This window comes from Ruegeria sp. CL6, assembly GCF_056536465.1.
Map to the genome: position 1 here is coordinate 100,719 of NZ_JBQFPR010000008.1, position 12,095 is coordinate 112,813.

Here is a 12,095-nt window from a genome sequence, read left to right on the forward strand (position 1 = left end):
GGCCATACGCATTTCAAAGGCGGTGCCAGGCGCGCCGCCTTTTTCTTTGCCCGATCAGTTGCCGAAGATATTGTTCAACAGGTTGTTTATGGCGTTCTCGAACCCGTTGCCCTGCCTACGACGTTGCTGCCGTGGCTGCGCGGTTCGCACGGGCGGGTCCGGGGCCAGCATCGGCAAGGGCGTCGGCGTCATCCCTTCGGTCACGCGCAGCATGGTTTCCTTCCAGATTTCCGCAGGCAACCCGCCGCCGGTGACACCGGAAAGTGGCGTATTGTCGTCATAGCCCATCCAGACACCCGCCACGTAGTCCGCCGTGAACCCGATGAACCACGCATCGCGCGCGGCCTGAGTTGTGCCGGTCTTGCCCGCCACCTGCCAACCCGGTAGCTGCGCCCGCGCACCCGTGCCTTCTGAAACCACGCGCTCCATCATCCATGTCAGTTGCTTGGCCGCCTTGTCATTGATGACACGCTCTCCGATGCCGGTCGTCGTCACCATCACGGGCGTCTGATCCCCCAGCAGCTTCAACTCGGTCAGACCATAAGGTTCCACAGACGAGCCACCGTTCAGGATACCCGCATAAGCCCCGGTCATCTCGATCAGCGTGCTTTCCGACGCGCCCAGAGCAAGGGCTGGACCTTCGGCCAGATCATTGGCAATCCCAAACCCACTGGCAACGGTCCGCACGTTTACAAGCCCCGCGACTTCGGCCACTTTGACGGCTGGGATGTTCAGCGAGTTCTTCAACGCATCCGCAAGCGTGACCCGGCCATAGAACTTGTTGGTATAGTTCTTGGGGCACCACTGGCCCGAACCGGGGATATTGATGCAATACGGCTCGTCCACGACCGTATCCAGCGGAGAATACCCAAGCTCTAACGCTGTCGCGTACACGAAGGGTTTGAAGGATGATCCGGTCTGTCGCAATGCCTGCGTCGCGCGATTGAACGCACCTGATACGCGCGTCTTGCGACCGCCAACCATGGCACGCACCGCCCCATCGGAGGACATCACAACAATCGCGGCCTGCGCCTTGGACCCTTCGCGGACTTTTTCCTGAAAGATGTATTGCAGCGCCTCCTCCGCCGATTTCTGCAGGCGCTGATCCAGAGTCGTCCGGATCACCACATCCTCGGTGGTGTTGCGGGTAAAGAACTCGGGCCCGCTGGCCATGACCCAATCGGCGAAATACCCACCTGCACGCGCGGCGGCGGCTTCGGACAGTTCCGCGGGACGGGTGCGGGCTTCGCTGGCCTGCGCGGGGGAAAGGTATCCCTGATCCTCCATCAATCCGACCACCAGACGCGCCCGATCCTGCGAGCGTTGCAGGTTGTTCGTCGGCGCATACCGGGTCGGCGCGACCAGAAGGCCCGCCAGCATCGCGGCCTCGGACGGGGACACCTCGGCGGCTGAAATCCCGAAATACCGCTGGCTGGCGGCCTCGAACCCTCGCGCGCCTGCGCCAAGGAACGCCCGGTTCAGATAGATGGTGAGGATTTCGTCCTTGGAATATTTGACCTCCATCGCCATCGCGTAAACGGCTTCCTTCGCCTTGCGCCACAACGACCCCTGACGACAGTCAGCTTCGTAGGCCGCCTCGGACTCCCAATCAGCAGGATCATAAGGAACGCCGAGGCAAAGCAGCTTGGCCGTCTGCTGCGTGATGGTCGAACCGCCATGACCTGACAGCGGCCCCCGGCCCTCGCTCAGGTTGATGCGCACGGCGCTGGCAACCCCGCGCGGGCTGACACCGAAATGGCGATAGAATCGCTTATCCTCGGTCGCGATGACCGCGTGCTTGAGGTGCGGAGACACCGTATCGGCCGTAATGACACCGCCGAATTGATCGCCTCGCCACGCAAACACCTTGCCGTCACGGTCCAGCATCGTGACCGATCCGCGCGCACGACCGTCCAGCAAGGCATCAACATCCGGCAACGTGCTGTAGACAACCCCTATCGCAAGCGCCAGCAGCAGGGCACAGACCGCGCCAACCCGCCAGGTCACACCCCAGACCAGCCGCCAAAGCCAGCGGAACATACGGCGGAAAAACCCGCCGCCGTTCTTGGTGGACTTGCGTGTTTTCTTGCGGGCCGTTCTGCGGGTCGTTGTCTTTCGCGCAGTCGCCTTCTTTCCTGCGGCGCGCTTTGACGCCGAGGATTTTCGCCCCTTCGACGGGTATCGTTTGTCCGCAACAAGAGGTTTCTTGCCGCGCCTGGACTCAGTCATGCTCAAGCTCTGCCCGGTTATCGTTTTGAGGCACCATACCCTGCCACACAGATGAAGTAGAGGTATGAAATACGCCTAAAAGCCTTCCTCAATTTGCTCAATTTTTAATCATTGCGCCGTATTTGTGCAAAAATTGTGCACCTTGCCACTATTTTCCCCAGCGTCCGCCCCCCTGAATCGTTCCTTACTGCGGTCAGGCGCGCTCTTTTTCTGCGAGTGCAAACCGACCGGACAGACCGGAGAAGCAGAGGGGACTAACGTGAAACTGATCATCGCGACAATCAAGCCGTTCAAGCTCGAGGAGGTGCGCGAAGCACTGACCGACGCTGGCGTACGCGGCATGATGGTGACCGAAATCAAGGGCTTCGGCTCGCAATCGGGTCACACGGAAATCTATCGCGGGGCTGAATACGCCGTGAACTTCGTACCCAAGATCAAACTGGAGATCGTAGTTCCCGCTGCGATGGCCGACCAGATCGTCGAGACCATCACCAAAACCGCCAAGACCGGCAAGATCGGCGATGGCAAGATTTTCGTCCTCGATGTCGAGCAGGCCCTGCGCGTGCGGACCGGGGAAACGAACGAAGAGGCGCTGTAAGCGCCCCCACTCACAATCACTCGAGGACTAACAATGAACCTGATGAAATCTCTCATCCCTGCTGCCGCGATCGTCGCGCTGCCGCAGATGGGTCTGGCGCAAGAGGCCGCCGACGGCGAAGCCGCGCTCCATACCCAGTATATCTTCACCACGCTGCTGTTCCTGATGGCAGGGTTCCTGGTCTTCTTCATGGCGGCAGGCTTTGCCATGCTGGAAGGTGGCCTGGTGCGTTCCAAGAACGTGGCCATGCAGATGATCAAGAACGTGGCGCTGTTTTCCTTTGCCGCGATCATGTACTGGCTGATCGGCTTCAACCTGATGTACCCCGGCGACGGCTGGTCCATCGCTGGCTGGCTGGGCCCGTTCTTCTCGACCACATCGCTTGATGCCGTGGGCGTTGCCCCCGCAGAAGCAGCGCTGGACTATGCGTCGATCGGTTCGGACTTCTTCTTCCAGCTTGTGTTCGTTGCCGCAACTGCCTCGATCGTTTCGGGCGCTGTGGCCGAGCGTATCAAGCTGTGGCCCTTCCTGATCTTCGTCATCGTCCTGACCGGCATCCTGTACCCGATCTCGGGTTCCTGGCAGTGGGGCGGCGGCTGGCTGTCTGAAGCTGGCTTCTCGGACTTCGCTGGCTCGACCGTTGTGCACTCGGTCGGTGGCTGGGCAGCTCTGGCAGGTGTCATCGTACTGGGCCCGCGCATCGGCAAGTACAAAGACGGCAAAGTCCACCCGATGCCCGGTTCAAACCTGGCGCTGGCCACACTGGGTACGTTCATCCTGTGGCTGGGTTGGTTCGGCTTCAATGGCGGCTCGCAGCTGGCAATGGGCACCGTGGGTGACGTTTCCGACGTGTCGCGCATCTTTGCCAACACCAACATGGCAGCCGCTTCGGGTGCAGTGACTGCACTGATCCTGACCCAACTGCTGTACAAAAAGCCTGACCTTACGATGGTTCTGAACGGTGCTCTGGCCGGTCTGGTCTCGATCACTGCTGAACCTCTGGCCCCGACCCTGTTCGGCGCTCTGTGGATCGGTGCAGTTGGCGGCGTTATCGTTGTCCTGACCGTTCCGATGCTGGACAAGTTCAAGCTGGACGACGTTGTCGGTGCGATCCCGGTTCACCTGTTTGCCGGTATCTGGGGCACCATCGCCGTGATCTTCTACGGTGAAGCAAGCCTGGGCACTCAGTTGCTGGGTATCGCAGCCTACGGTGTGTTCACCTTCGTCAGTGCGCTGATCCTGTGGACGATCCTGAAGGCAGTCGTTGGCATCCGCGTCAGCGAAGAGGACGAGATCAACGGCCTCGACATGGCGGAACTGGGCATGGAAGCCTATCCCGAGTTTTCCAAGGGCTAACGCCTGATCAAGTACCAAATCCGAAACCGGGCGTTCGCGCCCGGTTTTTTTGTTTTGCCTTTCAACAAACCATTTGAATTTAGGCGCTTACCCCAAGACTGCCGCTGTGAAACTGTCCGGAACAATTTCTGACTAAGTCGATTGCAATGAAACTTACTCCACCTCCCCGTATCAAACTTTCCAGACTCCGAGACATTGGCTGGCGTCTTTGGGATCCTATCGGCCTTTTGAAGCCGGAAGAGAATTGGAATGACGAGGACTGTCTATCTTTCGCCGACGAATACGATTCATATTTGATTCAGGCAGCTAGTCAGATCAGAAGAGAAACGAGTAAAGAGGATGTGGCTGAATACCTTGTGCAAATAGAACTTGTGCATATGGGACTTTCGGAAAGACCCTGCACACGTGAACGTGAGGCAAAGGTTGTAGACGCGATCGCCAGCGACCCGAAAATTTGGACGTGGCCTGACGAAGATGGCCGTTTTCGATAGCGCGCAAAAAAGCCGCGCTGGAGGGCGCGGCTTTGATGTGTGTGTCAGATAAAGGTCAAACGCCGACGTCGACAATCGCCTTGGCCAGAATCGGAACCGTTGTCGCGTTCAGACCCGCGATGTTCAGACGGCTGTCACCCACCATGTAGATGCCGTGATCTGCACGCAGTTTCTCGACCAGCTCGGGCGCCGCACCCAGACGCGAGAACATGCCGCGGTGCTGGGCGATAAAACCAAAACGGTCCGAGCCGCTCAATCTTTGCAGTTCGTCAGCCAGTTGTTGGCGTAGGCCCAGCATGGACAGGCGCACCTCTTCCAACTCGGCCGCCCAATCCGCGCGCAGAGCCTCGTCATTCAGGATCGTGGTCACAACACGCGCACCATGATCGGGTGGGAAGGAGTAATTCTGGCGGTTCAGAAAGGCCAGTGTCGACTGGTTCAGCGCCGTCTGCGCCGCATCATCGCTGATCGCCATCAACAGACCGGTCCGTTCGCGGTAGACGCCAAAGTTTTTGGAACAGGACGCCGCAATCAGGCAACGTTTGACCGACGAGGCCACAAGGCGCGTGGCCTGCGCATCTTCTTCCAGACCGTCCCCGAACCCCTGATAGGCAATGTCGATCATTGCCACGAGGCCCAGCTCATTGATGATGTTCACGACCTCTTGCCACTGAACCATGTTCAGGTTGGCCCCGGTCGGGTTGTGGCAACAACCATGCAGCAGCACCACGTCGCCCGCCTTGGCAGTCTTCAGGTCTTCGACCATGCCATCGAAGTCCACGCCTCGGGTCTCGCCGTCGAAATAACGGTACTGGACGGTTTCCATGCCCAGATAATTCAGGATCGACAGGTGGTTCGGCCATGTGGGGTTTGACACAAAGACACGCGCCGATGGGTTGGCCATACGGATCATCTCAAACGCTTGCCGACACGCACCGGTGCCACCGGGCGTTGCCACGGCCGCGATATTGCCGCGCGGGACCGAAGTGCCAAGGATCAGGCCGATCATCGCATCCGCATAGGCCGGATCACCGGCCAGCCCGGTATAGGCTTTGCTTTCCTGTTCTTCCAAAATGCGCTTTTCGGCTGCTTTCACCGCACGCATCACCGGGGTCACCCCTTCGGCATTCTTGTAGACGCCAACACCCAGGTCGATCTTCTGATCGCGCGGGTCTTCGCGGTACATCTGCATCAGCGCCAGAATTTTGTCGGCGGGCTGCGGTTTGAGGTTCTCGAACATCAGTTCTCTCCGGTTGCGACGGGCAGGGTCGGGAAGGCACCCCATTCAGCCCAGGAGCCGTCATAAAGCGAGTGGTCTTTCTTGCCCATGCGTTCAAGCGCAAGGCTGAGGATTGCGGCAGTCACGCCCGACCCGCATGAGGTGATGGCAGGTTTCGACAAGTCGACGCCTGCGGCCTCGAAAACGGCGCGGCAATCCTCGGGGGATTTCATCGTGCCATTCTTGTTCAGCAGCATATCGAACGGCACATTGCGCGAGCCCGGAATATGCCCCGAACGCAGCCCTTCACGCGGCTCGGTTCCGGTTCCTGCAAATCGGGCGGCTGAGCGCGCATCAATAATTTCGTGGTCGGCCAGTTTCGCCGCCGCCGAGACCTGAGTGACATCCCGCACCAGATGGTTTTGCACGCGCACCGTCATGTGGCGATCGCGGATAACCGGGGGAAGGTCTTCAATCTCGCGCCCTTCGGCCTGCCATTTGGGGAAACCGCCATCCAGAACGGCGACGTTTTCCTGACCCATCAGACGGAACAGCCACCAGACCCGTGCAGCGGACATCAGCCCAGCGCCGTCATAGACCACCACCTGATGACCATCCCCAACGCCCATCGCCCGCAGGCGCGACATGAATTTTTCAACCGGAGGCGCCATGTGCGGCAGGTCCGACCGGTGATCAGAGATGTCGTCAATGTCAAAGAACCGCGCACCCGGGATATGGGCCGCGTCATACTCGGCCTTTGCATCCCGCCCTTGCTGCGGCAAATACCACGACCCGTCCAGAACCCGCAGGTCCGGGTCCTTGAGATGGGCTGCAAGCCATTCGGTTGAAACGAGGGTTTTCGGATCGTCCTGCATCAAAGTCTCCCCAAAGCGAGCTTGGGTTTTCCCTATACGCGCAGGGTTGCGGGTTCAAGGCTGGATGGCGTTTTCAGGGGGCCGTTTCCATAACCACCGACGAAGGATAGTGGTGCATGTTCAGAAATGCAGCGCCCTCATCACCCGCCCGATAGCCATGCGGCAGATCGGCGGCAAAGCGAAGACCCTGCCCGGCTTGCAACGGAACCCATTCGCCATCGCGTAGAATCTCAAGCGACCCGTTCAGCACAAAGACCTCCTCGGTCACACCGGCGGCATGGGCAGCGGATTCGTGGCTCTGGTTCGGGGCCAGATCGACATGGAAGGTTTCCGCGCCCAGCGCAGGGTCAAAAGGAAAGACGATCTTGACCTCGATGCTGCCGGGGAAGGTCACGGTTCGGAACAGGCTGGCATCCGCCGGATCGCGCAGCGCCGACGATCCGATCAAAGCGCTGAGCGGCAGTTGGAACCCTTTGGCGATTTTCCACAAGGTCGCGATGGTCGGGCTGGATTCGCCGCGCTCGATCTGACCCAGCATGGCCTTGCTAACGCCCGTCAACTCGGCCACTTTCGACAGGCTCAAGCCGGTTGCCGCCCGCACGTCCCGCAGTTTCAGCGTAATATCGTCAGAGTCCATCTTAGCGTCCCGCGAATCCTCTTGTGCGTTATAGCGCACATGTGATACGTGCGCTATAACGTACGAACCCCAAGACATGCAACCCGAGGCAAAAGGGAAACAGCGTCATGCCACTCTACCGATCCAGAACCTCAACCCATGGCCGCAACATGGCCGGTGCCCGCGGCCTGTGGCGTGCGACCGGCATGGGCGATGACGATTTCGGCAAGCCGATCATCGCCATCGTCAACTCGTTCACGCAATTTGTGCCGGGTCACGTCCACCTGAAAGACCTGGGCCAGATGGTTGCGCGCGAGGTCGAGGCCGCAGGCGGCGTTGCAAAAGAGTTCAACACCATTGCCGTGGATGACGGCATCGCCATGGGCCATGACGGGATGCTGTATTCGCTGCCCTCGCGTGAGGTCATCGCGGATTCGGTCGAATATATGGTCAACGCGCATTGTGCCGATGCGATGGTCTGCATCTCGAATTGCGACAAGATCACGCCCGGTATGCTGATGGCAGCCATGCGCCTGAACATCCCCGCGATCTTTGTCTCGGGCGGGCCGATGGAGGCCGGCAAGATCGACATCGCCGATCTGGATGTGAAAAAGATCGACCTCGTGGACGCAATGGTGGCCGCCGCCGACGACAAGTACACCGACGAGCAGGTCCAGCATATCGAGGAAAACGCCTGCCCGACCTGCGGGTCGTGCTCGGGCATGTTCACCGCGAACTCGATGAACTGTCTGGCCGAGGCACTGGGTCTGGCCCTGCCGGGCAATGGCTCGACGCTGGCGACGCACTCGGACCGGAAGGAGCTGTTCCTTGAAGCAGGCCGCCGCATCGTCGAGATCACCAAGCGCCACTATGAGCTGGACGAAAAAGGCTTTCTGCCGCGCGAAATCGCGACTTTCGATGCGTTCGAGAACGCCATGAGCCTCGATATCGCCATGGGCGGGTCCACCAACACCGTTCTGCACCTTCTGGCCATCGCCAACGAAGGCGAAGTCGATTTCGACATGTCTGACATGGACCGCCTCAGCCGCAAGGTGCCTTGCCTGTGCAAGGTCGCGCCCAACACCGAGAACGTGCATATGGAGGACGTCCACCGCGCCGGTGGCATCTTCTCGATCCTCGGCGAACTCAGCCGCGCGGGGCTGCTGCACGAAGATTGCAGCACCGTGCATTCGGCGACGATGGGTGAAGCCATTGCCAATTGGGACATCAAGGTCGCCAATAACCCCAAGGCGCAGGACTTGTTCAAGGCCGCACCCGGTGGTGTGCGCACCACACAGGCGTTCAGCCAGTCGAACCGCTACAAAGAGCTGGACACCGACCGCGAAGGCGGCGTGATCCGGTCCAAGGAGCACGCATTCAGTCAGGATGGCGGTCTGGCCGTTCTGTTCGGCAATATCGCGCGCGATGGCTGTATCGTGAAAACGGCGGGCGTTGATCCAGCCAGCCTGACCTTCACCGGCTCGGCCTATGTCTGCGAAAGTCAGGATCAGGCGGTAAACGATATCCTGACCGGCAAGGTGAAAGAGGGCGACGTGGTCGTCATCCGTTACGAAGGACCGCGCGGTGGTCCGGGAATGCAGGAGATGCTGTACCCGACCTCATATCTGAAATCCAAAGGTCTGGGCAAAGCCTGCGCTTTGCTGACCGACGGGCGGTTCTCGGGCGGCACCTCGGGCCTGTCGATCGGCCATGTCTCACCCGAAGCGGCAGAAGGCGGGGTCATCGGGTTGGTAGAAAACGGCGACCGGATCGAGATCGACATCCCGAACCGCTCGATCCAGCTTGTTGTGTCAGAGGAAGAACTGGCGGAACGCCGCAAGATTCAAGACGAAAAAGGGTGGCAGCCTGCGGCACCTCGCAAGCGCAAGGTGTCCACGGCGCTCAAGGCATACGCCAAGCTGACAACAAGTGCGGCAAAAGGGGCGGTGCGCCAGTTGTGATTCTGAAAGCCCGGTTCGAGGTGACTCTGAACCGGGCTGTCCAAACAACCAAAGGCTCCCGCGCCCGAACTGAGCCATCGGCTGCGCCGATACCCCATTCGGTCTTGGGCCCGGCGCCGCGCAAAGCGCGGCGCCGGGCCCAACCAGAGGAGATGTCTCGTCAGAGACATTGACGATGGGCGGGAGCATCCCCGGAATTGAATCAGTCGCCGAGTTTGGCGTGAACTTCATCCAGATCAATTTCACCAATTGGCATCTTGTTGGCCGGGTTCTCGAAATCATATCGAAAGAGATCGAAATCTTGTTTGTAGATTTCGTAGACCAGATGCATCGAGAGGTCGTCAAAATAGTCTTCGACCGGATGGGCGCGTTTGGGCCCGTGCCCTTCGGACTCGTTAAAGCGCGGGATATCGGACAGGTTCACCGCGTGGGGCGTTTCAAGGTGATCCAAGACACCCTGCATCCCGTCGTTGAATTTCTCGGTCCAGAAAATCTTGTCATATCGCCCGCCATTCGCAATGAAGGTCGAGACATGGCCTGACATCGACGACCAGTGAATATCCGGGTCCATCGGCCTGCGCCATCGGATCGTGTCGCGTGCGAACAAAAGAAACCGACGGAAGCTGGCGATCTGATCGAATTCGCCCTTGCCATCGTCGCCCCCGACTTCGATTCCATAGTTGTAAATCAGCGTCGGAACGAGATTGCCCCGGTACCGTTTTCTGTTTCGCTGAATTCCACAAATCTTGTCGAAAAAAGAACTTAGAATCCGGGTGTAAGGGTTCCGCACGCAGGTAAATGAATACCCTGCATGATCGCGGACAATTCTGGAAATTGCGTCCTGACTGGGCTCAAACGCCCATTTGTGCATCCCGTCACTTGCGTCGTGAATGTCACCCTCGAAAAACCGACCGTGATCCGAGTAGTACATGATTTGCCCTATGGTCGAGCAGGCGCACTTCGGCACCACACGGTAAACCATGCTTTCGCTCTCGGTCATCCATGTACCGGGAAAACCCATCTGCTGCGCCTCCTCTGCGGGTCAGAACTTGTTATTCGTGCCCGCTTTTGAAATCAAAAAACCAAAAATATTCTGTTTATTCAATCGTTCATCCTCAGTATCACGGTTGGAAACGGGCAGAAACGGAAATCATAGAACCGAAATGGCCAGGATCGCCTATATTTTGCTGTGCCACAAAGACCCTGACGCAATCATTGCGCAGGCCGAGCAACTGACGGCCGCCGGGGATTGCATGGCCATTCATTTTGACGCGCGTGCCAGCTCTGCCGCATATGCGCGCATTCAGGACGCGCTGGGCCCAAATCCGAACGTCACTTTTGCCGCCAAGCGGATCAAGTGTGGCTGGGGAGAGTGGTCGTTGGTGCAGGCCACATTGCACGCCATCGAAGCAGCGGTGGATGCTTTTCCACGCGCCACCCATTTCTACAATCTGTCTGGCGACTGCATGGCGATAAAGACGGCGGAATACGCACACCGTTTTCTGGACGAACGTGACAAGGATTTTGTCGAAAGCCACGACTTCTTTGAAAGCAAATGGATCAAGACCGGCATGAAAGAGGACCGGCTGATCTATCGCCACTATTTCAACGAGCGGACGCAATCCCGTTGGTTTTATGCCGCGTACGAGCTTCAAAAACGCTTTGGCCTGACCCGCGAAATTCCCGCCGACATCCAGGTCAAGATCGGCAGTCAATGGTGGTGTCTGCGCCGCCGGACGGTCGAGATGATTCTGGACTTCCTCAAACAGCGCCGGGATGTGATCCGTTTCTTCTCGACCACGTGGATTCCAGATGAAACCTTTTTCCAGACCCTAGTTCGGCACCTGGTGCCACGAGAGGAGATCGAGAACCGAACACCGACCTTCCTGATGTTCTCGGACTATGGGATGCCGGTAACATTCTACAATGATCACTACGACATGCTGCTGGGACAGGACTATCTTTTTGCGCGAAAGATCAGCCCGGAAGCACACGAGCTGAAAGAGAGGTTGGGCAAGCTCTACGCAGCCGAGGGCGTTGATTTTCCGATATCCGACGAAGGGCGAAATCTCTACGGGTTTCTGACCGGTCGCGGGCGGGTTGGCCGCCGGTACGGGCAGCGGTTCTGGGAAGCGGGAAATACGCTGGGGTCTGACCGCGAAGTCTTTCTGATCGTGTGCAAGAAATGGCACGTCGCCAAGCGGCTGGTTGATCAGATCGTTTCCGAGACCGACATTCCATGTGTCGAATACCTGTTCAACGAACAGGACACTGCCCTGCCCGATCTCGGCGGTATCGAAACAACGCTGGTCAAGCGATCCCGCCACCGACGCGCGGTCGTGCGGATGCTGTTCGACAGCTTCGATACGGACAAGTTGGTCATCTGCGTCGACCCCGCCAACCTGGACATTATCGAGGACTTCAACTCTGACCGGGCCAAGACGCACGTGCTTGAGATCGAGTGTGAATATTCGGACGACTACCTGATCGGCCACGCCCGTCGGGTTGGTTTGGCCGGCCTTGATAGCCCCGCCGATACGGTGTCGGGTCTGGTTCCCACGCTGCGCAATTCCCTCGCCCACGAGTCAGATTTGATCCGGGGGGCGGGTCTGAACGATTACGTGCGCATCCGGGAAACTGACTCGCGCGCTGAAAACGAAGCGTCCCTTGCCGCGTTTCTTGGGATTTCTGCGAAACAAGCGCATGCCGTTATGCGCTTGGATTACCTGTTTGCAGATTGACGATCCGGC

The 12,095-nt window shown here is 58.9% G+C and carries 9 protein-coding genes; 4 read left to right on the top strand and 5 right to left on the bottom strand.

What is annotated here, in order from left to right; translation table 11 throughout:
• Window positions 1-54: 54 nt before the first annotated feature.
• Entirely contained in the window at window positions 55-2,229 is a 2,175-nt protein-coding gene (locus tag ACR0LH_RS18800) for a transglycosylase domain-containing protein (protein ID WP_480722051.1), read from the bottom strand.
• A gap of 259 nt (window positions 2,230-2,488) precedes the next feature.
• Between ACR0LH_RS18800 and ACR0LH_RS18805 the strand changes: the two genes are divergently transcribed.
• The gene (locus ACR0LH_RS18805; RefSeq protein WP_170388666.1) at window positions 2,489-2,827 is read left to right on the top strand and encodes a P-II family nitrogen regulator; all 339 of its coding nucleotides are present in this window, start codon (window positions 2,489-2,491) and stop codon (window positions 2,825-2,827) included.
• A 33-nt stretch (window positions 2,828-2,860) separates the two neighbouring features.
• Window positions 2,861-4,183, top strand: coding sequence for an ammonium transporter (locus ACR0LH_RS18810; RefSeq protein ID WP_480722052.1), 1,323 nt, complete (start codon window positions 2,861-2,863; stop codon window positions 4,181-4,183).
• Window positions 4,184-4,729: 546 nt separating this feature from the next.
• On the opposite strand, the gene ACR0LH_RS18815 is transcribed toward ACR0LH_RS18810, so the two are convergent.
• The 3 genes from ACR0LH_RS18815 to ACR0LH_RS18825 form a co-directional block, all read right to left on the bottom strand.
• A complete protein-coding gene (locus ACR0LH_RS18815; protein WP_170388663.1) occupies window positions 4,730-5,914 on the bottom strand; it encodes an amino acid aminotransferase in 1,185 nt (394 codons plus the stop codon).
• The gene (gene sseA / locus ACR0LH_RS18820) at window positions 5,914-6,768 is read right to left on the bottom strand and encodes a 3-mercaptopyruvate sulfurtransferase (RefSeq protein WP_480722053.1); all 855 of its coding nucleotides are present in this window, start codon (window positions 6,766-6,768) and stop codon (window positions 5,914-5,916) included. Before sseA ends, ACR0LH_RS18815 begins: the two co-directional genes overlap by 1 nt.
• A gap of 73 nt (window positions 6,769-6,841) precedes the next feature.
• Window positions 6,842-7,405 carry an XRE family transcriptional regulator gene (locus ACR0LH_RS18825; protein ID WP_170567491.1) on the bottom strand — a complete coding sequence of 188 codons (564 nt, stop codon included), beginning with the start codon at window positions 7,403-7,405 and terminating at the stop codon, window positions 6,842-6,844.
• A gap of 107 nt (window positions 7,406-7,512) precedes the next feature.
• Between ACR0LH_RS18825 and ilvD the strand changes: the two genes are divergently transcribed.
• Window positions 7,513-9,345, top strand: coding sequence for a dihydroxy-acid dehydratase (gene ilvD, locus ACR0LH_RS18830; RefSeq protein WP_170416327.1), 1,833 nt, complete (start codon window positions 7,513-7,515; stop codon window positions 9,343-9,345).
• 202 nt (window positions 9,346-9,547) lie between these two features.
• On the opposite strand, the gene ACR0LH_RS18835 is transcribed toward ilvD, so the two are convergent.
• A complete protein-coding gene (locus ACR0LH_RS18835) occupies window positions 9,548-10,366 on the bottom strand; it encodes a sulfotransferase family protein (protein ID WP_480722054.1) in 819 nt (272 codons plus the stop codon).
• Window positions 10,367-10,508: 142 nt separating this feature from the next.
• Between ACR0LH_RS18835 and ACR0LH_RS18840 the strand changes: the two genes are divergently transcribed.
• Entirely contained in the window at window positions 10,509-12,086 is a 1,578-nt protein-coding gene (locus ACR0LH_RS18840; protein ID WP_480722055.1) for a DUF5928 domain-containing protein, read from the top strand.
• The last annotated feature ends 9 nt before the right edge of the window (window positions 12,087-12,095 follow it).

What these genes read in the sequence shown, in the direction of transcription:
- ACR0LH_RS18800 (WP_480722051.1), bottom strand. Translation starts at nt 2,229, where the DNA reads ATGACTGAGTCCAGGCGCGGCAAGAAACCTCTTGTTGCGGACAAACGA.
- ACR0LH_RS18825 (WP_170567491.1), bottom strand. Translation starts at nt 7,405, where the DNA reads ATGGACTCTGACGATATTACGCTGAAACTGCGGGACGTGCGGGCGGCA.
- ACR0LH_RS18810 (WP_480722052.1), top strand. Translation starts at nt 2,861, where the DNA reads ATGAACCTGATGAAATCTCTCATCCCTGCTGCCGCGATCGTCGCGCTG.
- ACR0LH_RS18835 (WP_480722054.1), bottom strand. Translation starts at nt 10,366, where the DNA reads ATGGGTTTTCCCGGTACATGGATGACCGAGAGCGAAAGCATGGTTTAC.
- sseA (WP_480722053.1), bottom strand. Translation starts at nt 6,768, where the DNA reads ATGCAGGACGATCCGAAAACCCTCGTTTCAACCGAATGGCTTGCAGCC.
- ACR0LH_RS18815 (WP_170388663.1), bottom strand. Translation starts at nt 5,914, where the DNA reads ATGTTCGAGAACCTCAAACCGCAGCCCGCCGACAAAATTCTGGCGCTG.
- ACR0LH_RS18840 (WP_480722055.1), top strand. Translation starts at nt 10,509, where the DNA reads ATGGCCAGGATCGCCTATATTTTGCTGTGCCACAAAGACCCTGACGCA.
- ilvD (WP_170416327.1), top strand. Translation starts at nt 7,513, where the DNA reads ATGCCACTCTACCGATCCAGAACCTCAACCCATGGCCGCAACATGGCC.